Annotated in this window: 25 protein-coding genes and 4 tRNA genes; 9 read left to right on the top strand and 20 right to left on the bottom strand. The window is 68.9% G+C overall.

Translation table 11 applies throughout. The features are described from left to right. Positions 1 to 224: 224 nt before the first annotated feature. From AC27L4_RS20285 to AC27L4_RS20260, 6 genes are all read right to left on the bottom strand, one after another. Positions 225 to 301: transfer RNA gene (locus AC27L4_RS20285), tRNA-Arg, on the bottom strand. Between the two features lie 7 nt (positions 302 to 308). Further along, complete coding sequence (locus AC27L4_RS20280) at positions 309 to 614, bottom strand: ETC complex I subunit (RefSeq protein WP_487144169.1); 306 nt, start codon at positions 612 to 614, stop codon at positions 309 to 311. 38 nt (positions 615 to 652) lie between these two features. Beyond that, a tRNA-Pro gene (locus tag AC27L4_RS20275) sits at positions 653 to 729 on the bottom strand. A 270-nt stretch (positions 730 to 999) separates the two neighbouring features. Beyond that, positions 1000 to 1452, bottom strand: a complete 453-nt coding sequence (locus AC27L4_RS20270; protein ID WP_487144499.1) for a DUF192 domain-containing protein — start codon at positions 1450 to 1452, stop codon at positions 1000 to 1002. Positions 1453 to 1481: 29 nt separating this feature from the next. Further along, complete coding sequence (locus AC27L4_RS20265; protein WP_487144168.1) at positions 1482 to 2072, bottom strand: cold-shock protein; 591 nt, start codon at positions 2070 to 2072, stop codon at positions 1482 to 1484. Positions 2073 to 2229: 157 nt separating this feature from the next. Then, on the bottom strand, positions 2230 to 2988 hold the full coding sequence (locus AC27L4_RS20260; RefSeq protein ID WP_487144498.1) for an SIR2 family NAD-dependent protein deacylase: 759 nt from the start codon (positions 2986 to 2988) through the stop codon (positions 2230 to 2232). Positions 2989 to 3120: 132 nt separating this feature from the next. On the opposite strand from AC27L4_RS20260, the gene AC27L4_RS20255 reads away from it, so the two are divergent. Together AC27L4_RS20255 and AC27L4_RS20250 are read left to right on the top strand one after the other, a co-directional pair. Further along, entirely contained in the window at positions 3121 to 3561 is a 441-nt protein-coding gene (locus AC27L4_RS20255) for a VOC family protein (RefSeq protein ID WP_487144167.1), read from the top strand. A 98-nt stretch (positions 3562 to 3659) separates the two neighbouring features. Continuing rightward, positions 3660 to 3734: transfer RNA gene (locus tag AC27L4_RS20250), tRNA-Glu, on the top strand. An 11-nt stretch (positions 3735 to 3745) separates the two neighbouring features. Here AC27L4_RS20250 and AC27L4_RS20245 read toward each other — a convergent pair. Genes AC27L4_RS20245 through AC27L4_RS20230 form a run of 4 tightly spaced genes read right to left on the bottom strand, consistent with a single transcriptional unit; the run spans position 3746 to position 7876 of the window. Continuing rightward, positions 3746 to 4933, bottom strand: coding sequence for an ABC transporter permease (locus tag AC27L4_RS20245; protein WP_487144166.1), 1188 nt, complete (start codon positions 4931 to 4933; stop codon positions 3746 to 3748). A gap of 3 nt (positions 4934 to 4936) precedes the next feature. Further along, a complete protein-coding gene (locus tag AC27L4_RS20240; RefSeq protein ID WP_487144165.1) occupies positions 4937 to 6073 on the bottom strand; it encodes an ABC transporter permease in 1137 nt (378 codons plus the stop codon). After that, a complete protein-coding gene (locus tag AC27L4_RS20235; RefSeq protein WP_487144164.1) occupies positions 6073 to 6765 on the bottom strand; it encodes an ABC transporter ATP-binding protein in 693 nt (230 codons plus the stop codon). Before AC27L4_RS20235 ends, AC27L4_RS20240 begins: the two co-directional genes overlap by 1 nt. Before the next feature lie 4 nt (positions 6766 to 6769). Then, positions 6770 to 7876 carry an efflux RND transporter periplasmic adaptor subunit gene (locus AC27L4_RS20230; RefSeq protein ID WP_487144163.1) on the bottom strand — a complete coding sequence of 369 codons (1107 nt, stop codon included), beginning with the start codon at positions 7874 to 7876 and terminating at the stop codon, positions 6770 to 6772. Positions 7877 to 8017: 141 nt separating this feature from the next. On the opposite strand from AC27L4_RS20230, the gene AC27L4_RS20225 reads away from it, so the two are divergent. Next, positions 8018 to 9112 (top strand): helix-turn-helix domain-containing protein, encoded by a 1095-nt coding sequence (locus tag AC27L4_RS20225; protein WP_487144162.1) that lies wholly within the window; start codon positions 8018 to 8020, stop codon positions 9110 to 9112. A 38-nt stretch (positions 9113 to 9150) separates the two neighbouring features. Then, positions 9151 to 10068 (top strand): EamA family transporter, encoded by a 918-nt coding sequence (locus AC27L4_RS20220; RefSeq protein WP_487144161.1) that lies wholly within the window; start codon positions 9151 to 9153, stop codon positions 10066 to 10068. Between the two features lie 10 nt (positions 10069 to 10078). Here AC27L4_RS20220 and recJ read toward each other — a convergent pair whose 3' ends face one another. Further along, positions 10079 to 11884 (bottom strand): single-stranded-DNA-specific exonuclease RecJ, encoded by a 1806-nt coding sequence (gene recJ / locus AC27L4_RS20215; RefSeq protein WP_487144160.1) that lies wholly within the window; start codon positions 11882 to 11884, stop codon positions 10079 to 10081. A gap of 240 nt (positions 11885 to 12124) precedes the next feature. Between recJ and AC27L4_RS20210 the strand changes: the two genes are divergently transcribed. Continuing rightward, the gene (locus AC27L4_RS20210; RefSeq protein WP_487144159.1) at positions 12125 to 12649 is read left to right on the top strand and encodes an endonuclease V; all 525 of its coding nucleotides are present in this window, start codon (positions 12125 to 12127) and stop codon (positions 12647 to 12649) included. 47 nt (positions 12650 to 12696) lie between these two features. Here AC27L4_RS20210 and AC27L4_RS20205 read toward each other — a convergent pair whose 3' ends face one another. The 3 genes from AC27L4_RS20205 to AC27L4_RS20195 all read right to left on the bottom strand — a co-directional run bounded on the left by AC27L4_RS20205 (position 12697) and on the right by AC27L4_RS20195 (position 15023). Further along, the gene (locus AC27L4_RS20205; protein ID WP_487144158.1) at positions 12697 to 13242 is read right to left on the bottom strand and encodes a molybdopterin-dependent oxidoreductase; all 546 of its coding nucleotides are present in this window, start codon (positions 13240 to 13242) and stop codon (positions 12697 to 12699) included. Between the two features lie 316 nt (positions 13243 to 13558). Next, the gene (locus AC27L4_RS20200; RefSeq protein ID WP_487144157.1) at positions 13559 to 13996 is read right to left on the bottom strand and encodes a GNAT family N-acetyltransferase; all 438 of its coding nucleotides are present in this window, start codon (positions 13994 to 13996) and stop codon (positions 13559 to 13561) included. 58 nt (positions 13997 to 14054) lie between these two features. Further along, positions 14055 to 15023, bottom strand: a complete 969-nt coding sequence (locus AC27L4_RS20195) for a glycine reductase (protein WP_487144156.1) — start codon at positions 15021 to 15023, stop codon at positions 14055 to 14057. Positions 15024 to 15261: 238 nt separating this feature from the next. Between AC27L4_RS20195 and AC27L4_RS20190 the strand changes: the two genes are divergently transcribed. Next, a complete protein-coding gene (locus AC27L4_RS20190; RefSeq protein WP_487144155.1) occupies positions 15262 to 16050 on the top strand; it encodes a prephenate dehydrogenase/arogenate dehydrogenase family protein in 789 nt (262 codons plus the stop codon). A gap of 306 nt (positions 16051 to 16356) precedes the next feature. Here AC27L4_RS20190 and glpX read toward each other — a convergent pair whose 3' ends face one another. From glpX to AC27L4_RS20170, 4 genes are all read right to left on the bottom strand, one after another. Next, positions 16357 to 17355, bottom strand: coding sequence for a class II fructose-bisphosphatase (glpX, locus tag AC27L4_RS20185; RefSeq protein WP_487144154.1), 999 nt, complete (start codon positions 17353 to 17355; stop codon positions 16357 to 16359). 23 nt (positions 17356 to 17378) lie between these two features. Beyond that, positions 17379 to 18701 carry a homoserine dehydrogenase gene (locus tag AC27L4_RS20180; protein WP_487144153.1) on the bottom strand — a complete coding sequence of 441 codons (1323 nt, stop codon included), beginning with the start codon at positions 18699 to 18701 and terminating at the stop codon, positions 17379 to 17381. A gap of 143 nt (positions 18702 to 18844) precedes the next feature. Further along, positions 18845 to 20062 carry an LL-diaminopimelate aminotransferase gene (locus tag AC27L4_RS20175; protein WP_487144152.1) on the bottom strand — a complete coding sequence of 406 codons (1218 nt, stop codon included), beginning with the start codon at positions 20060 to 20062 and terminating at the stop codon, positions 18845 to 18847. A 266-nt stretch (positions 20063 to 20328) separates the two neighbouring features. After that, entirely contained in the window at positions 20329 to 20655 is a 327-nt protein-coding gene (locus AC27L4_RS20170) for a hypothetical protein (RefSeq protein WP_487144151.1), read from the bottom strand. A 104-nt stretch (positions 20656 to 20759) separates the two neighbouring features. On the opposite strand from AC27L4_RS20170, the gene AC27L4_RS20165 reads away from it, so the two are divergent. Next, on the top strand, positions 20760 to 22574 hold the full coding sequence (locus tag AC27L4_RS20165; RefSeq protein ID WP_487144150.1) for a PHA/PHB synthase family protein: 1815 nt from the start codon (positions 20760 to 20762) through the stop codon (positions 22572 to 22574). Here AC27L4_RS20165 and AC27L4_RS20160 read toward each other — a convergent pair. After that, positions 22564 to 22818, bottom strand: a complete 255-nt coding sequence (locus AC27L4_RS20160) for a hypothetical protein (RefSeq protein WP_487144149.1) — start codon at positions 22816 to 22818, stop codon at positions 22564 to 22566. The two genes, AC27L4_RS20165 and AC27L4_RS20160, sit on opposite strands and share 11 nt — an antisense overlap. 197 nt (positions 22819 to 23015) lie before the next feature. Between AC27L4_RS20160 and AC27L4_RS20155 the strand changes: the two genes are divergently transcribed. Beyond that, positions 23016 to 23091, top strand: a tRNA-Asn gene (locus tag AC27L4_RS20155). Positions 23092 to 23369: 278 nt separating this feature from the next. Here the strand turns inward: AC27L4_RS20155 and AC27L4_RS20150 are convergent. Continuing rightward, positions 23370 to 24056, bottom strand: a complete 687-nt coding sequence (locus tag AC27L4_RS20150) for a hypothetical protein (RefSeq protein WP_487144148.1) — start codon at positions 24054 to 24056, stop codon at positions 23370 to 23372. A 1085-nt stretch (positions 24057 to 25141) separates the two neighbouring features. On the opposite strand from AC27L4_RS20150, the gene AC27L4_RS20145 reads away from it, so the two are divergent. Continuing rightward, a complete protein-coding gene (locus tag AC27L4_RS20145) occupies positions 25142 to 26872 on the top strand; it encodes an IS1634 family transposase (RefSeq protein WP_487141143.1) in 1731 nt (576 codons plus the stop codon). Positions 26873 to 26887: the final 15 nt, after the last annotated feature.

Below are 26887 nucleotides of genomic sequence, written 5' to 3'. Positions count from 1 at the left end.
TCCACCTTCGCGTCCCACGACGCCATTCAGCACCAAGCTGGTCCGGACGCAACCCTTCTTCGAATCTTTGTTTGCCGGCCGCGTCCGGAAAGACGCCGTGCCAAGCCCGCGGCGCTGGCACCACAGGCACGCCCCACGCCGGGCAGCGAAGTGGAACGCACCGGAAAAATCCTGATGCGCGACGTTACAAAACGAATGCAAGATCTTGAAATAATATCGATTCGTGGCGACCCCGGCAGGGTTCGAACCTGCGGCCTAGCGCTTAGAAGGCGCTCGCTCTATCCAGCTGAGCTACGGGGCCACGGCGATCAGTGAGTCCACTGGCCGATGCGCGAGACTTTGAAGTTGTCGGAATAGGAGAGAACTTTCACAGTCTCCTCCGCCGGCTCGAAAACGCGATAGGCAATGCCGTTGCGCTTGGCATAGTCGACGGCCTCTTCCTTGCTGTCGAACCAGAGCCTGAGCTGCTGCTTCATGTCGGCCGAGCTGGTCCAGCCCATCAGCGGCTCGATCGAGCGCGGCTGCTCGGGCTCGAACTCGAGGAGCCAGCGATTCGTCTTGGCCGAGCCGGATTGCATCGCCGTGCGGGCAGGCTTGTAGATTTTCGCGCTCATGGTCCAGCCGTCTGAAATCGCTTTGTTCCATTCGCCGCTGGTCGGGGCAGCAGGATTCGAACCTGCGACCTGCAGTACCCAAAACTGCCGCGCTACCAGGCTGCGCCATACCCCGCAACGTCGAGAACAGATGTCTAGTACGAGGTGAAAGGCGCAAGAGCAAGACCCGCCGGTGCAACAGGCCGTGCGAGGCGAGCGAGCGGGTGATTTTTCCGGACGCGGAGAGCGCAGCCGCCCCCGCCCGGCCTGGGACGGCTGCGCCGCCAGGCCTGATGTCAATGCGGCCGTCGACGCCGGTCGCCGGCAGAATCGGCGCCACGACGCCGAGACCGACCACGGCAAGACGCGAGGCGCCCGCTTTCCCGAACGTCCGCCGTCCCGAGACTCAAGGCTGCTTGAACATCGCCTGCTCGACGAGGTCGCCCGGCTCGACGCCCAGGCGCCTAGCCGTTCCCGCAGGCACCTCGAGCACGCCGAGAACCGGAGCACCGGACGGGATCGACCGGGTCGACAGCGGCTCGGCGTCGGCCTCGACGCGGTGCACCCGGCCGTCGGCCCTGATGAAGATCATGTCGAGCGGCACGTAGGTGTTCTGCATCCAGAACGCGGTCGGCTGCTCATGCTGGAAATCGAACAGCATGCCATGGTCGGCGGCGAGGCTGCGGCGGAACATCATGCCATGGGCGCGCTCGGCCTCCGTGCGCATCACCTCGACCTGGAACTCGTGCCGCCCCGACTTGGTCACGAGGGTCAGGGGCTCGAAGACGCTGTCCTCGGCGTGCGCGGGCCTCAGCGCCGCGACGTTCACAAACAACAAAAAGACAGCCAGGCAAATCATTGCCTGGACTGGCGTTCTCACGATTCCGCTCAATGGGATTGCGGTCCGGTCGGACCGTCGGCGAGCCGCAACTCCGCCGCCATCAGCCCCTTGGGTCCGTTGCCGAATCGCACCAGCAGGATCTGGCCCGGCTTCAGGTCCATGATGCCGAATCGGCGCAGCGTCTCCATATGCACGAAGATGTCCGGCGTGCCGTCGCCGCGGGAGACGAAGCCGAAGCCGCGCAGACGGTTGAACCACTTGACCGTGGTCCGCTCGAAGCCGCCCGACGGCGTCACCTGCACATGGGTCCTGGCCGGCGGCATCTGAGCGGGATGGATGGCCGTGCTCTCGTCCATGGAGACGATGCGGAAGACCTGCAGGCCCTTGGGGCGCTCGACCGCCTCGACCACGACGCGGGCGCCTTCGAAAGCGGCCTGGTAACCGTCGCGCCGGAGCACGCTGACATGGAGGAGGATGTCATGGCCGCCCGTGTCGGGCACGATGAACCCGTAGCCCTTGGCGACATCGAACCACTTGATGACACCGGCAACCTCGACCAGCCCGACGGGGCTGTCCTCGACGTGATCACCGGTTTCCCGGCCGAGGCCGAGCCTCGCATCGAAATCGCTTGTACCCATCAACGCCATCCACTCAACGCTCGTGCCAAGCGCGCCACGCGAATCTCTAACGATACGATAACATTGTCGCGCCAACCCGAAAGTACCAATTCACGCTTTCGCCATCAAACCGGCGCCATTTCGGTAACAAAACCTCAAGAATGTCGATCGCATTTTATCAATGGACAGCCTCGTCCAGAATGGCGCCGATATCGCCGCGCAGGACGAGGTCGGCAACGCCGTCCAGGGGCGTCGGATCGCGGTTGACGATCACCAGCCAGGCCCCGCTGTCCTTGGCCAGAACCGGCAGGCTGGCGGCCGGATGCACCACCAGCGACGAGCCGATGGCGACGAACAGGTCGCAGGACTTGGCAAGGGCGCCGGCCCGTCGCATTTCTTCCCGCGGCATGGCCTGACCATAGGAGATGGTCGCCGTCTTCAGCAAGCCGCCGCAGGCCTCGCAGTCCGGCGGCTCGCCGCTCGCTTCGAACAACGGCCGGATCCAGGCAAGCTCGTGGCGCCGGCCGCAGCTCAGGCATGCCGCATAGGTGGTGTTGCCGTGGAGCTCGATGACGCTGCCGGCCGGCACGCCCGAATGCTGGTGCAGGTTGTCGATGTTCTGGGTGATCACCGCCGGGCTGCGGCCGGCGGCGACCCAGCGGGCGAGGGCCCGGTGCCCCCGGCCAGGCCTGGCTTCGGCGAACATCGTTTCCATGGCGAAGCGTCGCCGCCAGGATTCGCGGCGCATCTCGGCATTCGAGACGAAATGATCGAAGGGAATCGGCCGGTTCCTGGTCCACAGCCCGCCGGGCGAGCGAAAGTCGGGAATGCCGGATTCGGTGGAGATGCCGGCGCCGGTGAACGGCAGCACCGTCTCGACGGCGGCGAGAAGCGCGCCGAACCGGGCCACCCCCGTCTTGAGATCGTCGTCGAAGATCATATTGTCATGACCCAAGCCGGATCCCGGCCGCGCCGCCGGGACATCGCGGGATCCCGAGCCGGCTCCGCCACCGGAGCCGGCCTCTCCCTGAATAACGCCCTTCCGCCCCCGCCACCAAGAGGCATCGACATGAAATACCTCCACACCATGGTCCGCGTCAGGGACCTCGACGCGTCGCTCAATTTCTACGTCGACATTTTCGGGCTGGTCGAGGTTCGCCGCGTCGACAACGAAAAGGGGCGCTTCACCCTGGTGTTCCTCGCCGCCCCGGAAGATGTCGAGGCATTCCGGGCCGGCAAGGCGCCGGCCCTGGAGCTGACCTATAACTGGGATTCGGAAGATTACGGCACGGCCCGCAATTTCGGCCATCTCGCCTATGAGGTCGACGACATCTACGCCACCTGCGACAGGCTGATGAAGGCGGGAATCACCATCAACCGCCCGCCGCGCGACGGCCACATGGCCTTCGTCCGCTCGCCCGACCTGATCTCGATCGAGATCCTGCAGAAGGGCGGCTCGCTGCCGCCCGCCGAACCCTGGACGTCGATGCCGAACACCGGCGTCTGGTAAGCGGCGAAGCCGGCCGCCGGGGACGGCGGGCAGATGTGCACAACCGCGCATTATCCGCTTGCCGCCCCGCCCTAGCCCCTCTATATGTCCGCGCCGCCGCGCTCTTCGTCTATCGGTCAGGACGCCACCCTTTCACGGTGGAGAGAGGGGTTCGATTCCCCTAGAGCGCGCCAGGTCTCTCCCCTCATCGCATCATCGCCAGCCGCAGCGGCAGGCGCGCCGCCCGCAGGGCCGGCAGCCCGCCGCCGATCGCGCCGACGAGGCCGGCCAGGGCCGCGGCCTGTGCGACCTGGCCCGGGGTCAGGCTGAGACTGAAGCCGATCTGCATGCTGTCGGGACCCACCGTCGAGGCGGTCCAACCCTGCAGAATCAGCAGGGACGCCGCCGTGCCCAGGGCGAGGCCGGCCGATGTCAGGGCCAGCGCCTCGATCCAGGTGCCGAGGAAGGCGGCGGCGCGGGCGAAGCCGATGGTCCGCACCGTGGCGATCTCGGCCGTTCGGTCGGACACCGAGCTGTACATGGTGTTGAGGGTGCCGACCACGGCGCCGAGCGCCATGACGCCGGCGAGCGGCCAGCCGAGCAGCAGGATCAGCCGCGCCGTCCGGGCGGACTGGTCGGCAAAATAGCGCTGCTCGGAGACGACCGTCAGGCCGAGCTGGGGCTGGCCGGCCGAATAGGCCTCGATGCCGGCCAGCGCGGCGGGATCGGCCAGGCGCAGGCGCAGGCTCTGCACCAGGCCCTGGCGATTGAACAGCGACTGCACCACCGTCGCATCGGCCAGGATCTCCGATTCGAGCGCCGAGCCGCCGGCCTCGAAGATGCCGACGATCCGCCAGGCCGAAGCGCCGAAGCGGACGGCCTCGCCGAGGCCGAAGCCGAGATAGTCGGCGGCAACGCGCCGGCCGACCAGGATCTCGTCGCTGCCCTGCCGCGGCACCCGCCCCTCGGCGATGGCGAGGCCCGGACGCACGGCGAGGCCGAACGCGCCGATGCCGCGCAGCGACAGCGTGGCGGGCAGGCCATCGGCGCGCCGCACGGCATCGACGGGCACCGCGAGTTCCGGTGACACCAGCGGCCGTCCGTCCGAAGCCCGGGCCAGGCCGGGAGCGCCCTGCATCACATGCAGTTGCGCCGGCTCGATGCGGCTGCCGAGCTCGGACGACGCGCCGGGCCCGAGCACCAGCGCCACGTCGGGCGAGCCGGCACCTTCCAGCGCCTGGCGGAAGCCGTTGGCCATGGCGAGGAAGCCGAGCAGCACGGCGACGACCAGGGCGACGGACAACACCATCGAGAGCGAGATCCAGGAGCGGCGAGGCAGGCTCCTCAGATTGGCAAGACCGATGGCAAGGGACTGTCGGATGAGGCTGGACATGATCTATCTCGGGCGGAAGGTGGCGAGGATGGGCGTGCGCATGGCGCCGATGGCCGGCAGCAGGCCGGTCGACAGGCCGACCACGGCGATCAGGACGAGGGCCGAGAGGGCGATCCCGGGCGTGAACACCAGCCCGATCTCGCCGCCGAGGGTCTCGACCGCGACCAGCGCCAGGCCGATGCCGGCGAGGCCACCGACGGCGCCGAGCGCCAGGGTTTCGGCGAGCACGAGCGCCAGGATGCTCCGGCCGGCAAAGCCGATCGTCTTCAGGACGCCGATCTCGGCCGTGCGCTCGCGGACCGCGAACACCATGGTGTTGGCGACGATCATCAGGAGTGTGACGAAGGCGGCGCCGACCACCAGGGCGATGATGGTGTCGATATCGGCGAGCTGCGCCATGAAGGCCTGCATGAACGCGATCTCGCTGCGCGTGCGGGTCTCGCTGCCGGAATTGGCGAAGGCCGCATCGACGGCCCGGGCGACCGCCTCGGCCTGGCCGGGACTGGCCGGCAGGATGCTGAAGCCGCCGACCGTATCCCTCCCGTCGAGACGGGCCTCGTTGACATAGTCGTAGCGCACCATCAGGAAATTGGTGTCGACGGTCGGTCGCCGGCCCTCGAAGATGCCGACGACCTCGAAGTCCCAGGCGCCGCCGCCGGCCCGCCGGTAGGCCAGGCTGGTGAGCGCGATGCGCTGGCCGACGCGCCAGCCCTGGCTGTCGGCCAGCGCCCGCCCGACCAGGGCGCCGTCACGCCGCGCCCCGAGCCGCTGCAGCAGGTCCGGCGCGAGGTTGAAATCGCTGCCGAAGACGATCGCCGTGCGCGCCGGATCGACGGCGCTGGCCCCCACCATGTTGCGCGGCTCGCGATACCAGGCCCGAAGCCGCGTGGTGTGGCTGACCGCCTTGACGCCGCCGATCCGCTCAATCCGCTCGAGCAGGGCGATCGGCAGCGGCTCGTTGCTGCTGACCTTGCTGGTGACGACCAGCCGGCCGGAATCGTCGTCGGTGCCGCGGAAGCCGGTCGCAAAGCTCGCCAGCACGCCATAGACGAAGAAGGCGATGGCAATGCTGAGCACCAGCAGCACGCTGCGGGCGGGCTTGCGCCGGAGATTGCCGCGGACAAGGGTCGCGAAGGTCATCACGCTGCCTCCCGGGCGAGGAAGCGCCCCTTGTCGAGATGCAGCACCCGCCCGGCGGCGCGGGCCGCCGCCTCGTCATGGGTGACCATGACGATGGTCTTGCCGAGCTCGGCGTTGAGCAGGCGCAGCATGGCGAGGATCTCGTCGGCCGATCCACGGTCGAGGTCGCCCGTCGGCTCGTCGCAGAGCAGCAGCTGCGGGTCGGAGGCGATCGCCCGGGCGATGCCGACCCGCTGCATCTGGCCGCCGGAGAGCTGGCCGGGCCGGTGGCCGGCCCGTTCGGACAGCCCGACCAAGTCGAGCACGGTGGCGACGCGCTCGCGCCGCTGGCGGCGGGTCAGTGCGGTGAGCAGCAGCGGCAGCTCGACGTTCTCGGCCGCCGTCAGCATCGGCAGGAGGTTGTAGAACTGGAAGACGAAGCCGACATGGCCGGCGCGCCAGCGGGTCAGCGCGCCCTCGCCCATCGCATCGATGCGCTGGCCGCCGACGCGGATCTCGCCCCGGTCGGGCCGGTCGATCCCGCCGAGCAGGTTGAGGATGGTCGACTTGCCCGAACCCGACGGCCCCATGATGGCGACGAAGGCGCCGTCGGGGACGGAGAGGCTGAGGTCGTCGAAGATCGGCAGCCCCTGCCCGTTCGTCCGGTAGCTCTTGCCGACGTGCTGCAGCTCGATGGCGGCGCTGCGTTGCATGGGGTCACTCCTGTTGCGATGCGGGCTTGGCGGTAGCCGGCGGGACCGAGGCGGCGCCGAACGCCACCTTCGCGGCCATGCCGGGGCGGATGCTCTGCGGGAGGCCGTCCGGATCGGGGTGGAAGGCGAGACGGACCGTCACCGTGCCCTTCTCCTGCGTCGCCTCGGGCAGGATGGTGGCGACGCGCATGGCGAAGGGCCGGGCGGGATCGGCGTCGAGGGTGACGGCGGCCGGCTCGCCCGGCGCGATCCTGCCTATGCCGGTCTCGCCGACATCGACGTCGACGGCGAGGGCGTCGGGATCGAGCAGGACGGCGACGCCCTCGCCGCCCCCGCCCCGGTCGGCCTCGGGCGAGACCATGTCGCCGACCTCGGCGAAGCGCGCGGCGATGACGCCGGCGAAGGGCGCGCGGACGTCGTGGCGGGCGAGCACGGCCTCGGCCCGCCCGACTTCGAGCCGCGCCGTGGCGAGGCCCTGCCGGGCGACCGCGAGGGCGGCCTCGAGCCGCTCGACCCTGAGGCCGGCCGCCTGGAGGTCGGCGACGCTGGCGAAGCGCCGGCGCGCCAGCGCCTGCAGCCGCTCCAGCGGATGGCGGGCATCGCTGAGCTCGATTTCGGCGACGCGCACGCTCGCCTCGGCGGTGCCGGCCCTCGATCGCGCCAGGGCGGCGTCGGCCTCAGCAAGGCCGGCGTCGATCCGGGCGATGCGCTGGCCGGCCACGACATGGTCGCCCGTCTCGATGTCGACGGCGACGATGCGGCCCTGGATCTCCGGCCGCAGCACGACGCGCCGCCGGGCGACGACATGGCCGGAGCCGATCACGGTGCCGCCCGCCGGGGTGGCCGGCTGCAGCGCCGCCGGCCCGGACTCTGCCGGCGCGAGCATGGGAGGGACCGGCCCGGCGGCCGGACGACGGGCGTGCAGGGCCCAAAGGCCGGGCGTCAGCAGCAGGCCGGCAGCAAGGGTGCCGAGGGCGAGCCACCGGGAATGGCCCTGGGCAGGCGCCCCGGCGGCTTCGACCGGCGGGGCGGCGCGTTCGATCGCCAGGGAGCGCAGCTTGGCGGCCATGGCGTCGCGGCGGATGATGTCGGGAGCAAGGGGAGCATTCATGCCGCGAGCCTCGGTCCGGACCGGCAGGGCGGCGACCTCGATCGCGTTTCAGGTCGTACCGGATCGCGATCGCGGCCAAGATCGCTCCGGCGCCGACTCGCCACCTCGACAAGACCGACGCTCCAGCCGAGATGTCAGCCCATGCCCTCCGTCCCCCTGCCCTTCGTCGTCGCGCTGCTGCTGCTGATCGTGCTCGTGCGGCTGGTGCGGCGCGAGGACGGGACATCCAATCCTCTTTTCGCGGCGATGATCGGTGCCTATGCCCTGCAGTCGATCCTGCTCGGCCTGCGCTGGGGCTACGGCTTCGACAGCCTGCGCCATGTCATGCCGATCCTGGCCTCCGGCCTGCCGCCCTTGTCATGGGTGGCCTTCAGCGCCTTCGCCGCCGGCCATACCGGCCGTCCGGGCTGGCGCGAGCTGTGGCCGCACGCCCTGCCGCTGCCGGCCATGGCCGTGACGGTGGCCACCCTGCCGGCGCTGATCGATGCGCTGCTGATCCCGATCTTCCTGGGCTATGGCCTCGCCCTGATCCTCTTGGCCCGCTCCGGACCGGACGGGCTCGACAAGGTCAGGCTGGAGGGCGCCATACCGCTGCATCGGGCGCTGCAGGGCACAGGCGCCCTGCTCATCTTCTCCGCGGCCACGGACACGGTGATCGCCCTCGGCCCGTTCGGCCAGGCCGGCATCCCGCGGATCGCCGGGCTCGGCAATCTCTGCGTCCTGGCCCTGCTCGGCATCGCCGCCATCGTTGCCGGCCGCAACGTGCCGGCCGAGGCGCCGGCCGAAACACCTGCGGCGCCCACGCCGGAGGCGGACACGGATCCGGACGATGCCCGGATCATGGCCGAACTCGACGCGACGATGACCGCGCGGGAACTCTACCGCGACCCCGATCTCAGCCTCGACCGCCTGGCCCGCCGCATGGGCCTGCCGGCGCGGCGGATCTCGGCGGCGATCAACCGGACACGGGCGATCAACGTCTCGCAATATGTCAACGAGCATCGCATCGCCGCCGCCTGCCGCAGCCTCCGGGAGACGGACGCCTCGATCACCCGCGTCCTGTTCGACGCCGGCTTCCAGACCAAGTCGAACTTCAATCGCGAGTTCCTGCGCGTCACCGGCGTGAGCCCCAGCCGCTGGCGTGCCGCGCAGGACGCTCCCTCCGCGTCCCAGGCAGGCTCTGCGGGAGTCGCTCGGGCGCGGTTGCGGCCGGAAGCGACCACTGCTAGATCATGACAGAACGGTGACATTAAAAGCGCAATGATTTCCGATCCTTGCGGCGCTTCGGCGAGCTGAAGGGCTCGCCGCCCGCCAACATCGGCCGGTCGGCGCTCCTCGGATCGCGGACGGCCATGGATCTCAGCGTGTTTCTGGCGGTGATCGCCGCGGCCGCCATGCATGCGGGCTGGAACGCGGTCCTCAAGATCCGGCTCGATCCCTTCCTGGCCGTGGTGCTGGTCAATGCCGGCTGCGGGGTGATCGCCATTCCGCTCGCCCTGTGGCTCGGCCTGCCGCGGCTGGAGGCCTGGCCCTGGGTGATCGCCTCGGCCCTGATCCACCTCGCCTACTACCTTACCCTGACCGGCGCCTATCGGCTGGCCGACATGGGGCAGGTCTATCCCGTCGCGCGCGGCAGCGCGCCGCTGATGACCACGATCCTGTCGCTCATCGTGCTGCACGAGCCGATCGGGACCTGGGGTCTCGCCGGTGTCGCGGTGCTGGCGGCCGGCATCATGACCATGGCGCTGCGCGCCGGCGGCAAGCCGTTCGAGCGCCGGGCCCTGCTGCTCGCCCTGTCCTGCGGCGCCACCATCACAGCCTACACGCTGGTCGACGGCATCGGCGCGCGCACCGCCGGCAATCCGCACGTCTATTCGGCCTGGCTCTTCACGGTGGACGGCGTGTTCCTGACCGTCTTCGCCCTTGCCCGCAAGGGCATCGACGGGCTGCGCCCGTCGCTCTCCTTCGCCGGCCCGGGCCTGGCCGGCGGCGCCATGTCGCTCGCCTCCTACTGGATCGCCATCTGGGCGATGACGCGGGCGCCGATCGGCCTGGTGGCGGCGGTGCGCGAATCGAGCGTGCTGTTCGGCGCGGCGATCGCCGTGCTGATATTGCACGAGCAATTGCGGCCGAACCGCATCATCGCCGCCGCCCTGATCGTCACGGGCCTTGCGATGATCCGGCTGCAATAGGCGCCGGCGCTCAATTCGCCGGCGCCGCGTCGATCACCCGCATCTGGACGCGCTCGCGCCCGCCCCAGCGGTCGACCGACAGCGTGCCGACCGCATGCACGGCGCTGCCGCGATGGCGCAGCAGCGCTTCGCCCAGCGGCTGGCCGACCGCGCGGAAGGCGATGGCGTCAAGAATGGCGCCCTGGCGCGCCTTGAGGCGCAGGCGCAGATGGCCGCCGCCGGCCTCCCGGGCGAAGGCGATCTCGTGCGCCGGCAGGGCGAAGACCGGCTCGGGATTGCCCTGACCGAAGGGGCCGGCCTGCTCCAGGGTCTCGATCAGGGCGACGGTGGCGCCGGAGGCCGAAAGGGCGCCGTCGATCTCCAGGGCGGCGGCGGCCTTGGCCTGCGCCACCGCGGCGGCCAGGGCCTCCTCGAGGAAGGCGCGAAAACGCCCGAGCTCGCCGCGAGCCAGGGTCACGCCGGCGGCCATGGCATGGCCGCCGCCCTTGACCAGCAGGCCCTGCTCCAGCGCGGCGCGAACGGCACGGCCGAGATCGACGCCGGCGATCGACCGGCCGGAGCCGACACCCATCCCCTGCCCGTCGAAGGCAATGGCGAAGGCGGGGCGGCCGAAGCGTTCCTTGAGGCGGGCGGCGATCAGCCCGACCACGCCGGGATGCCAGGACTCGGAGGCCGTCACCACCGCGGCGCCCTGCCCGTCCCGGCCCAGTGCCGCCTCCGCCTCGGCCACGGCCTGCTCCAGCATGACGCTTTCGATGGCCTGGCGCTCGCGGTTGAGACGGTCGAGCGACGTCGCGATCTCGGCGGCCTCGGCCTCATCGGCCGTGAGCAGCAGCCGCGCGCCCAGGCCGGCATCGCCGATGCGCCCGCCGGCATTGATGCGCGGCCCGATCAGGAAGCCGAGATGATAGGGCCGCGGCGGACCGTCGAGCCGCGCCACGTCCATCAGTGCCCGCAGGCCCGGCCGCTCGCGCCGGCGCAGCACGGCGAGGCCGCGGGCGACATAGGCCCGGTTCAGGCCCCGGAGCGGCACCACGTCGGCCACGGTGCCGAGCGCCACCAGGTCGAGCATGGCGACGAGGTCGGGCTCGGGACGCTCCGGCGACCAGTAGCCACGGCGGCGCAGGCTGCGATTGGCCGCCACCAGCAGCAGGAAGACCACGCCGCAGGCGGCCAGGTGCCCCTGCCCCGACAGGTCGTCGAGCCGGTTCGGATTGACCACCGCGACCGCCTCGGGCAGCGCCTCGGCAGCCTGGTGATGGTCGATCACCAGCGTGTCGAAGCCGATGCGCCGGGCCTCGGCCAGCGGCTCCAGGCTGGTGGTGCCGCAGTCGACGGTGACGAGCAGGTCGGCGCCCTCGGCCCGCAGCGCCCGGACCGCATCGACATTGGGGCCATAGCCCTCGAAGATCCGGTCGGGGATGTGGATGCGGACCGCGACGCCGACCCGGCGCAGCCAGCCGGCGAGCAGGGCCGAGGAGGCGGCGCCGTCGACGTCGTAGTCGCCGAAGATCGCCACGCGCTGACGGCCGACGACGGCTTCGGCCAGGCGCTCGGCCGCCGCATCCATGGCGGTAAGGGTCGAGGGATCGGGCAGCCAGCGCCGGATGCTGGTGTCGAGGAAGGCTTCGGCCTGGTCGGCTGCGACGCCGCGCCCGGCCAGTATGCGGCCGAGCAGTTCGGGCACGCCGAGGCGCTGGGCGATGGCGAGCGCCTGCACGGAAGCGGTGCCGTCCAGGCGGTCGTGCCAGGGCTTGCCGGTGAAGGAGCTCTCGACGCCGAGAAAGAACTGCCGCCGGGAGGTCGATTCGAACATGCCTGCACCATAGCAGGGCGCCCGGGACCGGCCAGACCGGATTTGCGGCGACTTGCGGCCGGCGCCGCGCCGTCCTACTCAGTCGGAAGGCCGCGGATCGGAGCAGCATTCCCGGGCCAACGCGATCGCCACCATGCGCCGCCGCCTCACCGCCGCCCCCGCCGGCAATGTCCGGCGCCGTCCCTTCGGCAACCGCCCCATCCCCGGCATTCGCGAGGCCCTCGGAATGGAGGCTCGCACGTGATCGCCGCCGTCGATGTCGGATATTTCGGCGCATGCGCAACGGCCGCGGCAATAACATTTCGCGACTGGGCCGACAGCAAGCCGGACCGATCCGTCACCGTGCGCATCGACAATGTCCTGCCCTACCAGCCGGGCGCGTTCTATCGCCGGGAGCTTCCCTGTCTGCTTGCCGCGATCGAAGCGCTCGGCGAGCGGCCGGATCTGGTCGTCGTCGACGGGTATGTCGTGCTCGGGGCCGCATCGAGCGCAGGGCTCGGCATGCACCTGTGGCGAGAGCTGAGGCAGGAGATACCGGTCGTCGGCGTCGCCAAGACGGCGTTTCGCGATACGCCGCCCGAGAGTGAGGTGTTGCGCGGCAGGAGCGGCAATCCGCTGTTCGTGACCGCGGTCGGCATCCCCCTGGCCGAAGCCAGGATGCATGTTCTGCAGATGCATGGCGAACACCGAATTCCGGCCCTGCTGACGAACGTCGACCGACTGTCGCGTCGCATCCTGCCGTCCCGGGGCGGCCCCGAACCATAGTCTTTCGGTCCTGCGGCGTGTCCCGATAGGGATCGCCTTTGTCGCGCCTAATCCGCCTTCTGCATGGCGACGACGCACCATATCCAGTTCGCGCTCGGCGCCGAGCCGTCGCGGACCTGCCTGGCCTCCTTGGGCCAGACCAGCATCAGCGGCCCCTTGGTCTCTATGCGCAGGGGCTCTCCGTTCAGCCGCATCGCCAGGATGGGCTCTCCGGCCTCGATCCGGTCCTTGCCGAGGTCGATGGCGTAGTCGTCGACGGCGGTCAGCCGGACCTTGGCCGCTTCGCCCAGCCCTCCGGCCGCGAGGACGTCGCGGAGCAGCGGGCCCTGCCAGGTCCCGCCCATGTCCCAGGCGGTGTCGAACATCGCCTGGCGCTGGGGCAGCCGCTCCAGCATCGACCGGTCGAAGCCGGTCGTCCGGTCGCCGGCCTTGATCGTCAGGAGCGGCTCCTCGGCCTGTGCGGCGGCCGGCGCGCCGGCGGTCTGGGCGCCGGCAGGCAGGGGCATGGCGAAGGCCGCGACCAGCCCCGCCACCATCAGGGCGCGCAAGCCAACCTTGCCGCCCGCGAACCTGCGGTTGCTTGGGTTTCTCATACTCGTCCTTTGCGACACTATGTCGTTGTCAGGCAGCGATATGAAAACACGACCAGATTTATGAGATGTAAATTGCTGCAATCGATAAATATTTGATTTGAATAAAATAATTCCATAGATCAAGTATCCGTCATGAATATCCTCGTAAAATTTCAGATCTACAAAGACAAAACAGACACATGGAACCCACCTCCCTCCAGGAGAGGGGTTTCCGCGCCTGCTTTCCACAGGGGGCTCGGTGCCTCACTGCCCTGCGGCTGCGACCGTCCCCTTCGGGCATGTCCGTCGCGGTCACGGACGCCGGATGAATTCGGCCTCAGAATATCTTGCGATACTGGATGAAGCCCGAGCGATCGGCAACCAGCTCGTAGAGCTTCCGCGCCTCGACATTGGTTTCGTGCGTCAGCCAGTGGACGCGATTGGCGCCCAGGCCGGCGGCGGCCTCGTAGGCATGTTCGATCAGGGCGCGGGCGATGCCGCGGCGGCGGGCCCAGGGCGCGGTGAACAGGTCCTGCAGGTAGCAATAGGGGCCCTCGGTCCAGGTCGAGCGGTGCAGGATGAGGTGGACGATGCCGGCCAGGCCCTCGTCGAGGAAGGCGCCGTAGGCGTGCATCGGCTCGGCCGGATCATGGAAGCGCGCCCAGGTCAGCTCGGTCACCGCCGGTGCCACGCTCGCCTTGTAGAAGGTGAGATAGCCCCGCCAGAGCGGCTCCCAGGCGGATCTGTCGGCGGGCGAGAGGGGGCGGATCTGCATGGGCGTCGGGTCCTGCGGCCGTCGGGCGCACGAGCCTCCCCGATCACAGTTGCCGGCGTCAAGCGTCTCCGGATTGCGCCGCGCCCGGTGGATCGGCCCCGGCAAGGTCGTCGCGCAAGCCCCTGGCGAGGGCCCTCTGCCGGTCGAACTCGGCCCGCCGGCGGGCGATCTCCTCGGCGGACAGGCGGTCGAGGTTGAGATAGTCGAGCTTCCAGTCCGGGTTCGAAGACCAGGTCAATGGCGACTGCACGGTGGTGCGCGGCGCGGGCGCGCGCTCCAGCAGGGCGAGGGCCAGATCCAGCGTGGCGGCCTGCGAGTCCGGATCGCGCGGCCGCCCCGCCGCATTGCCGAGCGGAAAGTCCGAAAACAGGAGGCGCGGCACGCCGACATGTTCGACGATGTCTTTGGCGCATCCCATCACCACGGTGGCGATGCCGGCCGCTTCGAGCAGACGGGCGGCGAGGCTGACGCTCTGGTGGCAGACCGGGCAGTTGGCGACGAGGACCGCCGCGTCGACGGCATCGGCGCGGCAGCGCTCGACGACCTCCGGGCAATCGGTTTCGAGCGTGGCGCGATGGCTGCGATTGGTCGGCAGGCCGTGGAAGCGCGGAGCCGCCGATCCGATCCGGCCGCGCGCCGCGGCCTGGCGCAGCGCCGGCAGCGGGAAATAGGCGTTGGGGTCCTCGGCCGTCGTGTGCACCCGGTCGATGGCGACGTGCGAGATGCGCAGGTCGTGATCCCCGGCGCTGTCGCCGGAATAGACGGCGTAGAATTTCGCGGCCGCGTTGTAGGGCGCGCCGGGGCCCTGGTCGCCCTTGCCCGGCTGATAGGGAGCCGCGGTGGTGACGATCGCGACGCGGCTGTGCGCCAGCGGCTTGCGCAGCGGCTGGAACGGCACCTCGGCGTAGTGGGCCCAGGCATAGGGCGCGCCGTAGCCCAGGGCCTGGTAATAGGCACGGGTCCGCTCGATATAGGGGATCGGCACATCCTGCGCCGGCGCGAACCCGAAATCGCGTGTCGTCGTCATCGTGACGCTCCCTCCGATCGGCCGGTCATCGACGCGTCCGCCGTTGGGCGCTTGACGCCCGCGCCGATTCCGGTCAAACAGCCGGCCATGAACGCGATCCGGCCCGCCAGCTCCTATTACCGGCTGTCCTCATAAGAGCGGCAGGGATCGATTCATAGTGTCGAAACAATGCCGCCGCAGGGCGGCATTTTCGTTTCAGGCCCCCCCATGCGGCGCGCGCAACCGCGATGGGCCACCCATGTTCGAAGAGATCGCATCAGACGGCGCGCCGCTCGAGGCGGACGCCCCCTCCCCCAGGCCGGGCCTCGGCCTGATCGGCGCCGGCGCGTTCGGCGAATTCTGCATCGGCCACCTCAAGGCGCATTTCGCCCTGCGGGTGTTCGACCCCGGCCGCGATGTCGCAGCGCTGGCCGCCGGCCAAGGCGTCGAGGCGGCGGACCTCGCCGGCGCCGCCGGCCAGCCGGTCGTGCTGCTGGCGGTGCCGCAGCGTCGGATCGCCGCGGTGGCACGCCAGATCGCTCCGTACCTCAGGCCCGGCAGCCTCGTCGTCGATGTCTGCTCGATCAAGCAGGCGCCGCTCGGCGCGCTGCTGAAGGCGCTGCCCGAGACCGTGGCGGTGGTCGGCACCCATCCCCTGTTCGGCCCGCGCAGCGGCCGCGACGGCATTCGCGGCCTCAACGTCGCCGTGTGCGAGGGCCGCGGCCGGCAGGCGGCCCCGGTCGCCCGCTTCCTCGCCCGCCGGCTCGGCCTGAAGGTGCAGCGCACCAGCGCCGAGGAGCACGACCGGCAGATGGCCTATGTCCAGGGCCTGACGCACCTGATGGCGCGCATCGTCAAGGCGATGGACCTGCCGCCGCTGGCGCAGACCACCGCCGCCTTCGAGCAGCTGATGCGCATGGTCGACGGCCTGAGCCAGGATTCCGAGGAGCTGTTCCGCACGATCACCCGGGAGAACCCCCATGTGGAGGAGGTCAAGGCCCGCTTCCTCGCCGCCGCCAGCCGGCTGGCGGCGCCGCGAGGGGGGTGAGGTCCCGCTACAAGACGTGGCGCAGAAAGGCCTTCTCCGCCGAAGGCGGGGGAGGTGGCGCCGCGAAGCGGCGACGGATGGGGCGTGAAGGGCAGGGTCAAGCCAGTGTTGGGCTGGCACGACGGTGGTGCAGGGGCGGCAAAGGGCGCGACCTGCGGGCCGCACCCCATCCGCCCCGATTACGTCGTGGCGCCTCCCCGCCTCCAATCTCGGCTGTTCCCGAGGCTGGCATGCAAGAGAGCAAGTCGGAAACATCCGACTTGCGCGGAGAAGGCTTTTTGCGCCCTTTTCTGGCCCTGTCGGCCCTCAGTCGAGGTTGAACTTCGACATCTGGCGGTGCTCGCCGTGGATGCGGCGCACCGTGCCGTTGAGCGAGCGGTAGATGATGGTCTCGGTGGTGATGACGTTGCCGCGGAACTTCACCCCCTGCAGCAGGGCGCCGTCGGTGACGCCGGTGGCGGCGACGATGACGTCGCCGGAGGCCAGCTCCTCCATGCGGTACTTCTTGTTCGGGTCCTTGACGCCCATGGTCATGGCGCGCTCGCGCTTGGCCTCGGTGTCGAGGATCAGCCGGCCCTGCATCTGGCCGCCGACGCAGCGCAGCGCCGCCGCCGCCAGCACGCCCTCCGGCGCGCCGCCGCTGCCCAGATAGATGTCGATGCCGGTCTCGAGCGGGTTGGTGGTGAAGATCACGCCGGCGACATCGCCGTCGGTGATGATGCGGATCGAGGCGCCGACCTTGCGGATCGCCTCGATGATGCCGGCATGGCGCGGCCGGTCGAGCACCAGCGCGGTCAGCTCGTTCGGCTTGACGCCTTTGGCCCTGGCCAGGGCGTGGAGGTTGTCCTCGATCGAGGCGTCGAGGTCGACCACGCCGTCCGGATAGCCCGGCCCGATGGCGATCTTGTCCATGTAGACGTCGGGCGCGTTGAGCAGCGAGCCGGAGCTGGCCATGGCCATCACGGCGATCGAGCCCGGCATGTCCTTGGCGCACAGCGTCGTGCCTTCCAGCGGGTCGACGGCGATGTCGACCTTGGGGCCGATGCCGCTGCCGACCTTCTCGCCGATGAACAGCATCGGCGCCTCGTCGCGCTCGCCCTCGCCGATGACGACGGTGCCGTCGATCGGCATCTTGTTGAGCTCGCGGCGCATGGCGTCCACCGCCGCCTTGTCGGCGCCCTTCTCGTCGCCGCGCCCGCGCAGCAGCGCCGAGGCGACGGCCGCGCGCTCGGTGACGCGCACCAGCTCCAGCGAGAGGATACGCTCGATGACGTCCTTCGGCTTGACCTGAATGATGTCCGACATGGTGCCCTCCCCTGGTCTTTCGCTCATTCCCGCTCGATGCGGATCATCTGCGGCGTCTCGACGATGTAGCCGTCGCTCATCATCGCTTCGAGGGCGCCGCGGATCGCCGCCTCGGTCGTGGCGTAGGTGATCAGGATCACCGGCACGGCGCCGGCGACCGTCGACGGATCGTCGCCGCCATGCACGCGCCCCTTGCGGCGCTGCACAATCGATTCCAACGAGATGGCGCGCTCGGCCATGCGGCTGGCGATGGCCGCGGCGGCGCCGGGCCGGTCGGCGACGGAGAGGCGGACATAGTAGCCGCCCTTGTGGGCCTGCATCGGCGCGCGCGTCGGCCGGGTCAGCTCGGCGGCCGGGATGCCGAAGGGCGCCGGCCGGAAGCCGCGGGCGATGTCGGCGATGTCGCCGACCACGGCCGAGGCCGTCGCCTCGCCGCCGGCGCCGGGGCCGACCAGCGTCAGCTCCTGGACCGCGTCGGCATCGATGGCGACCGCGTTGGTGACGCCGTTGACCTGGGCGATCGGCGCCGATTTCGGCACCATGGTCGGATGCACGCGCTGCTCGACGCCGCCCTCGGTGCGCGTCGCCACGCCGAGCAGCTTGATGCGGTAGCCGAGTTCGTCGGCCGCCGCCAGGTCCGCCGTGGTGATCTGGGCGATGCCCTCCACATGGATGGCCTCGGCGTCGATCTCGGTGCCGAAGGCCAGGCTCGTGAGGATGGCGAGCTTGTGGGCGGTGTCGAAGCCGCCGATGTCGAAGGTCGGGTCGGCCTCGGCATAGCCCAGGCGCTGGGCGTCCTTCAGGCATTCGTCGAAGCCGAGGCCCTCGGCCTCCATGCGGGTGAGGATGTAGTTGCAGGTGCCGTTGAGGATGCCGTAGACGCGGTCGATGGTGTTGCCGACCATGCCCTCGCGCAGGCTCTTGACGATCGGCACGCCGCCGGCCACCGCCGCCTCGAAGTTGAGGGCGACGCCGGCCTTCTCGGCCCGACGGGCGAGGTCGACGCCGTGGCGGGCGAGCAGCGCCTTGTTGGCGGTGACCACCGGCTTTCCGGCGTCGAGCGCCGCCGTCACCGCGGCGCGGGCCGGGCCCTCGTCGCCGCCGATCAGCTCGACGAACAGATCCACCTCCGGGTCGCGCGCCAGCGCCACGGGATCGTCGAACCAGCGGAACCGGTCGAGCGCGATGCCGCGGTCGCGCCCGCGCGAGCGGGCCGAGACGGCGGTGACGGCGACGGCCCGGCCGCAGGCTGCGGCCAGGGCATTGGCGCGCCGGTCGATCAGCCGCACCACGGAAGCGCCGACCGTGCCTAGTCCCGCGACGCCGATTCTGAGAGGGGCCTGCATGTTAAGTCCGCATGAGAATGTGAGCCGTTGTGCAACGGCATCGGCGCCGGATCAAGCGCGGGGCCTCCGCGGCCGGCGCGGGCACCCCGCGAACCCCGCCGGAGGGCTCGCGAGGGCGGCGCCCGTGACGTGACGCCGGCGGCTCACGCCGTCCTTTGCATCGGCACGACGTTGTGCAGCGTCTGGTCGGCGGTGTCGAAGAACTTGCGGATGTTGCGCGCCGCCTGGCGGATGCGCTGCTCGTTCTCGACGAAGGCGATGCGGACATAGCCGTCGCCGTGCTCGCCGAAGCCGACGCCGGGGGCGACGGCGACGGAGGCCTTCTCGACCAGGAGCTTGGAGAACTCCAGCGAGCCGACCTCCTTGAACTTGTCGGGGATCGGCGCCCAGGCGAACATCGAGGCCGCCGGCACCGGCACCTTCCAGCCCGCCTTGGCGAAGCTCTCCACCAGGGTGTCGCGGCGCTTGCGGTAGGTCTCGCGCATCTCGGCGATGCAGTCCTCCGGGCCGTTCAGCGCCGCGGCGGCCGCCACCTGGATCGGCGTGAAGGCGCCGTAGTCGAGATAGGACTTGACCCGGGCCAGCGCGGCGCAGAGCCGCTCGTTGCCGACGGCGAAGCCCATGCGCCAGCCGGCCATGGAGAAGGTCTTGGACAGGGTGGTGAACTCCACCGCCACGTCCATGGCGCCCGGCACCTGCAGCACGGAAGGCGTCGGCACGCCGTCGAAATAGATCTCCGAATAGGCGAGATCCGACAGGATGAAGATGTCGTTGGCCTTGGCGAAGGCGACGAGGTCCCGGTAGAAATCCAGGCTCGCCACCAGCGCCGTCGGGTTGGCGGGGTAGGAGACGATCACCGCGATCGGCTTGGGGATCGAGTGCTTCATCGCCCGCTCGGTCCAGCGGAAGAAGTCCTCGTTCGGCTCGGCCGGCACCGAGCGGATGACGCCGCCGGCCATCAGGAAGCCGAAGGCGTGGATGGGATAGGACGGGTTGGGGCACAGCACCACGTCGCCCGGCGCGGTGATCGCCGTCGCCATGTTGGCGAAGCCCTCCTTCGAGCCGAGCGTCGCCACGACCTGGGTGTCGGGGTTGAGCTTCACGCCGAAGCGGCGGGCATAATAGTTCGCCTGGGCGCGGCGCAGGCCGGGAATGCCCTTGGAGGCGGAGTAGCGGTTGGTGCGCGGCTTCTGCGCCGTCTCGATCAGCTTGTCGACGATGAACTTCGGCGTCGGCAGGTCGGGATTGCCCATGCCGAGGTCGATGATGTCCGCGCCCTGGGCCCGTGCCGCTGCCTTCACCCGATTCACCTGCTCGAAGACGTAGGGCGGCAGACGGCGCGTGGAGTAGAATTCGGACATCGGTTCGTGTTCCCGGTTCAGGCTTTCGGCGAAGGGGGCGTCAGTTGTAGCATCATTCGTGTCCAAACGAAGCCGCGACGACGGCAAATTGCGACAGGCCGGCTGCGCCGGACGGTCGCGGCCCGCCGGACCCGGCAGGTCCTCTTGGACCTGCCAGCGCATGATCGGCCGGACAGCCTTGATTTTGCGTTGAAGGATGCGAGATCGATCGTGGCGAGGGCCACGGGCTCGCCGCCTGGATCCGGCCGGCCGCCGGCGCCCGGCGTTCAGCCCTGCGGCGGTTGCTTCTTCGGCTTGCGGACCGTGGTGCGCGCCGCGGTGCGGTTCTGGTAGCGCTTGAGGTCGTTCTCCAGGGCCTTGCGTTCGTCCATGGTCAGCACCCGGTCGCGCCGCGGCGGCGGCACGGCGCCCATGGCGGGAAAGCCCTGCGGCGCGCTGGCGCGCGATTCGACGACGAAGGGCTGGGGCGGGGGCATCGGCCCGGGGCGCAGGCCGAACATGCGGGAGGAGCTGTCGGCCTGCGTCGAGGCGCAGCCGGCAAGCGCCAGGGCGGCCAGGATGATCGGAACGGATGTGAAGGCCTGGCCCCGCATATAATTCGCCTCGCTGATGTGACGCACGCTTATACGACTGGCGGACACGCTCCGACAGTGGTTTAAATTCCCCACGCCGCAACGAAAGGTGCTCGCAAGGCCGCATGGACAAGGACAAGACGCCGATCGACGATCCCTTTACCCTGGTCAATCCCGATATCGAGGCGCTGGCGCGCAACGTCGCCCGCGCCATCGAGGAAGGCGGCAAGGCCATGGCCGCCTATCTGCGTCCGCGCGAGGACGGGCGGATCAAGACCGGCCTCACCGACGAGATCGCCGACGCGGTCAAGACCTTCGGCCACCTCGCCGAGTACTGGGTGAAGGACCCGCAGCGCGCCCTGGAGGCGCAGACGCGGCTGGCGCAAGGCTTCATGTCGCTGTGGGCCTCCTCGCTCAAGCGCATGGCCGGCGAGGAGGCGCCGCCGGCCGCCGTACCCGACGCGCGCGACCCGCGCTTCAAGGCGCCGGAATGGAGCCAGAACCAGTTCTTCGACCTGGTCAAGCAGGCCTATCTCATCACCACGCGCTGGGCCGACAAGCTGGTGAAGGATTCAGACGGGCTGGAGCCGCACCTCAAGCACAAGGCCGACTTCTACGTGCGCCAGCTCTCGGCGGCGCTCTCGCCCTCCAACTTCATCGCCACCAATCCCGAGCTGATCCGCGAGACCCTGGCCGAGAACGGCGAGAACCTGGTGCGTGGCCTGCACATGCTGGCCGAGGACATCGCCGCCGGCAACGGCGAATTGAAGGTGCGCCAGTCCGACACCACCAAGTTCGAGGTCGGCGTCAACATGGCGCTGACGCCCGGCAAGGTGGTGTTCCGCAACGAGACGATGGAGCTCCTGCAGTACGAGCCGGCGACGGAAAGCGTCTACAAGCGGCCGCTGCTGATCTGCCCGCCCTGGATCAACAAGTTCTATATCCTCGACCTCAACCCGGAGAAGAGCTTCATCCGCTGGTGCGTCGAGCAGGGGCTGACCGTGTTCGTCATCTCCTGGGTCAATCCGGGCGAGGCGCAGCGCCACAAGGGCTTCTTCGAATATATGCAGGAGGGGCCCCTGGCCGCCCTCGACGAGATCGGCAAGATCACCGGCGAGAAGGAGGTCAGCGCCATCGGCTACTGCGTCGGCGGCACGCTGCTTTCGGTGACGCTGGGCTGGATGGCGGCGCGGGGCGACCCGCGCATCGCCTCGGCGACGCTGTTCGCCACCCAGGTCGACTTCGTCAACGCCGGCGACCTCAAGGTCTTCGTCGACGAGGACCAGATCCAGTCGGTGGAGCGCAAGATGGCCGAGCACGGCTACCTCGCCGGCTCCAAGATGGCCGCCGCCTTCAACATGCTGCGCAGCCAGGACCTGATCTGGCCCTATGTCGTCAACAACTACGTGCGCGGCAAGCAGCCCTTCCCGTTCGACCTGCTCTACTGGAACTCCGATTCCACCCGCATGCCGGAGGCCAACCACTCCTTCTACCTGCGCGCCTGCTACCTGGAGAACCGGCTGAGCCGCGGCCTGATGGAGGTCGGCGGCACGCGCATCGACCTCAAGCAGGTGACGATCCCGATCTACAACCTGGCGACGCGCGAGGACCATATCGCCCCGCCGAACTCGGTGTTCGTCGGCTCCGCCGCCTTCGGCGGACCGGTGCGCTACGTGCTGACCGGCTCGGGCCACATCGCCGGCGTAGTCAACCCGCCGGCCAAGAAGAAGTACCAGTACTGGCTCGGCGGCCCGCCGGCCGGCAATTACGATGACTGGCTGGCGACGGCGCAGGAGCATCCCGGCTCCTGGTGGCCGGACTGGCTGGACTGGCTGACGGCGCAGGCGCCCGAGCGCGTCCCCGCGTCCAGGCGCAAGCCCGGCGGCCGCCGCAAGCCGCTCTGCGACGCGCCCGGCACCTATGTGAAGGTCAAGTCGTGACCGAGCCGGCGCGGCGCCGACGCCGCCGCGCCCACCACACCGACAGCCGCCGGCGCCCGCGCCGCACCGCCGGCACGTCGACCGACAGAATCAGGAGCCCGGCCGGCACCATCCAGAATCCGAGAATCGGCAGGAAGCCCAGGAGGCCGCCGGCGACCATCAGCCCGCCGACGGCGAGGCGCAGCGGCCGCGACCGCGGCAGATGGATGTGCCTGCCCCCGACCCGGATTTTCGGCCTGTGCATCGATGTTCGGCCTCCTCCGCGCCGATTTCCCTGCATTTGGGGCCCGATAGCCGCGATGCAAGCCCCCTCCCCGCCCTGCGCGGGACCGCCGAACCGGCCGGCGCCAAAAGTTTCCCACACCCGGTGTGAATTCACGCTTGGCAAGCCGGGATGATGTTGCTATTAGCGCGGGCCTCGGGGGCTTCCACCCCTCCCGTTCCCTGATAGCTCAGCTGGTAGAGCGTTCGACTGTTAATCGAATGGTCGCAGGTTCGAGTCCTGCTCAGGGAGCCACTCGTCTCTTATGCGGCCAAGCGCGATATTGCGCGTCGGCGTTTAATTTTTCCATACACTACGATCCGGTGCACCCCCTGCTGGCACAGCCAGCGTAGGGCTGCGAGGCCGATTGAGGACGGGCGTGGATAGCGATATGCACCACGGTCGCCCACCCCTTCAGAGCACCCGTCGCAGGATCGGCGGCCCTGGTGTGGAAAGACAGGGGCCCTGCCCCCTTTAGTCGGAGTGGGCAGAGGCAAGAGACGCGGAGATCCGTGTTCAACAGGGCTCTGGATTCAGGCGCTCACCTCTTCGTCCTCGCACAGGCTTATCGCCACATTGATCGCCATCGCGGCAAAATCCCAAATCCAAGCGGCATCCATGACGACGATCTCGTCGTCGTAGAAGGAGGCATCCAGTAGAGAACGGGCGCAATAGTATCCGGCCTGGACGACCACTTCGATGTCTTCATGGCCGGCATAGAATGCTGTCGTCGCGGCGTGGGCGCACGCGCCATAGGCTAGGCCCGCGATCTGCGGTGTTTGAGAATAGGCGTATTGCTTGCCGATCGTGTGTTGCGCGCCGGCGGACGCGAGCATCCCGCTCCAAAGACTGGTCTGCCTCTCGCAATCCGCGGCTTGCATCTCATATCCGGCACGGCGGAGGGCGCGCGGCGCAATGCCCCGGACCGCAAGCCCGGCAAAGAACGCGGCGCGTTCCCGTTCCTGAGTTGGCGCTTCGGACATTGCGTCAGTTCGCGCGAGTTCGGCCTCGATTGCCCGGCACAGCGTGAGCGGCATGGCATTTTCGCAGAAGAACAGGCCTCCGGCGAAGCTTGAGACAGTGCGGCTGTGAACGAACGGTTTGAGGACAATCGGCCCATCGGAAGCCGCAGCGTAGGCGCCGAAACCGCCCAGCGCGCAAAGCCCGCCAGCAAGACTGAAGGTCAGAAATGTTCGGCGTTCCAAAGCAGATTGGCTCATGTCGTCCCCCGACATTGAAGCCAAAATCTATCATATTCCGTTACGATAATGCACTGAAAATCACCCCTCGCCGGCCAGATCTCCATTGCCGTAACCTATTGACATTTCGGAATAAAACTCCATAGTAGCGACCATCTCCACATAAGCTGGAAGATCACGCCAGGACGCACCCGGCCGCGCCAGCCAGAGTTCGAATCCGACAAAAGCCCGTCGTCCGCACCACAGCGCTCACGGTCCCCAACCTTATCCGGTAAAGGCGACGTCATCCGCTCCCATACATAGCTTCCAACATCCGACGAATCGGCTCTCAGGAATCTCAGAAAAGGATCCTGAATCAGAATCTCCGCTGCATCGGAATCCCAAGTGTCACAACGCGCTGTAAATATCCCCCGATAAAACCGAAGGCTTTAAGATGTAAGCCCCGCTCAAAGTGGCAGGGAAGGGACGCTAACGCGGCCTCGACTTCAGTGAGCCACCTGAAGGTGCCATCAGCGCCACAGGTTCAGTCGGTCGAGACGACCGTCCTCCTGCTCCTGGTTGCGGATGTACTCGCGGACCTGCCCTCGTCCCGACCAACTGTCGCGACGCCCCCTGGCCCAAAAAATTCTACCTCGTGAAGTTGCGTTTGCGCTCTCCATAGACCCGCGCCAAGTGGATGGCTCTTTTGGCTTTGTGGCCTGCAATAAAGACAGAGGAATCCGTCGGCGGGACCCGTGCAGCAAATTTGCTCAAAACCATAAACCGCCCCATGGCTTTACACGCGCCCACCATTCGATCGGAGTTAATATTCGGATGGGCATGTGATGAAGGTGCTCCCGCTTGCGAACGGCGATCACAAGTGCAGAAAACAGCACAACCGAAGCCGATGGCGTTACCGATCAGCTCTCGATCTGAAAGATCAGGTAATGCAGACACGAAAGGGGCATCTATAAGCCGCCGGCCCAAGCTAGCCGGAGCTTCCTTCTTCCGACCGCGCCAAGCGCCTGATTTTTCGGCAGAAGGTTGCTTCTGTGTGCTCATAATGTAGCCATGTAAACTGGTAATTTCGGCTTGTTTTGAATGAGATTGTGCCGTAAAATGGCGCCATGTACATCGAATCCGTCCCCAACCGCGACTCCCCGCCGGCCATCCTGCTGCGCGAGAGCTATCGCGAGGGCGGCAAGATCAAGAAGCGCACGCTGCTCAACCTGTCCGACTGGCCGACCGAGCGCATCGCCGGCTTCAGGATGCTGCTGAAGGGCGGCACGGTGCTTCCGCCCGACCGGGAGGCGATCAGCATTGTGCGCGCCCTGCCGCACGGCCATGTCGCCGCGGCGCTGGGCACCGCCCGCAAGATCGGTCTCGACCGGCTGCTCGGGCCTGCCGGCAACCGCTGCCGGGATCTCGTCCTGGCACTGATCGTCAGCCGCATCCTCGATCCAAGCTCGAAGCTCGCGGCGGCGCGGGCACTGTCACCCGATACCGCCGCCTCCAGCCTCGGCGCCGAGCTCGGGCTGGGGCCGGTGGACGAGGCGGACCTCTACAGCGCTCTCGACTGGCTGGCGGAGCGCCAGGCGGCGATCGAGACGGCACTGGCCCGGCGCCATCTCGCCGGCGGCACGCTGGTGCTCTACGACGTCACGTCGAGCTACATGGAGGGCCGCTGCTGCCCGCTGGCCCAGTTCGGCTACAATCGCGACGGCAAGAAGGGCAAGCTGCAGATCGTCTACGGCCTGCTCTGCGCCCCTGACGGCTGCCCGGTCGCTGTCGAGGTCTTCGAAGGCTCGACCGGCGATCCCTCCACGCTGGGCAACCAGGTCGCCAAGCTGAAGCAGCGCTTCGGCCTCGACCATGTCGTGCTGGTGGGAGACAGGGGCATGATCACTCAGGCCCGCATCGCCGAGGACATCAGGCCGGCCGGGCTCGACTGGATCACGGCGCTGCGCGCCCCGGCGATCCGCGGCCTGCTCGAGGGCGGCGCCTTCCAGATGTCGCTGTTCGACGATCGCGACATGGCGGCCATCACCTCACCGGACTTCCCGGGCGAGCGCCTGATCGTCTGCCGCAATCAGGCGCTCGCCGCCGAGCGCGCCCGCAAGCGCGAGGATCTCCTGCGCGCCACCGAGCGCCACCTCGCTCCTATCGCCGCCGCGGTGCGGCGCAAGCGCGAGCCGCTGCGCGGCCAGGCCGAGATCGGCCTGGCCGTCGGCGCCGTGATCGACCGGCATAAGATGGCCAAGCACTTCGAGCTTCAGATCACCGACACCAGCTTCACCTTCGCCCGCAAGACCGCCGAGATCGCCGCCGAGGCCGCCCTCGATGGCCTCTACGCCGTGCGCACCAGCCTGCCCGCCTCGACGCTCGACGATGCCGCCACGGTCAAAGCCTACAAATCCCTCAGCCTGGTCGAGCGCGCCTTCCGCTCGATCAAGACCGTCGATCTGCATGTGCGTCCGGTCTACCACTGGCTGCCCGAGCGGGTGCGCGCTCACGTCTTCTTGTGCATGCTCGGCTACTATCTCGAATGGCACATGCGCCGGCGCCTGGCGCCCATGCTCTACGACGACACCGACAAAGACGCCGCCGAGGCGCTGCGCCCCAGCGTCGTCGCCAAGGCCCAGCGCTCGCCCGCCGCCGTCACCAAGCAGACCACCGGCCTCACCCCGGACGGCCTGCCCGTGCACAGCTTCCACACCCTGATCGCCGATCTCGCCACCCTCACCCGCAACACCGTCGAGATCGCCACCGCGCCGGGCATGCCCTTCGCCATCGCCGCCCGCCCGACGCCGATCCAGGCCAAGGCCTTCGACCTCCTCGCCGTCGCCCGTACCCAGTAGAGACGTCCGTCGATC

It is taken from the genome of Labrys sp. Lb11 (assembly GCF_057554225.1).
This window is presented reverse-complemented; position numbering and strand designations above follow the sequence as displayed.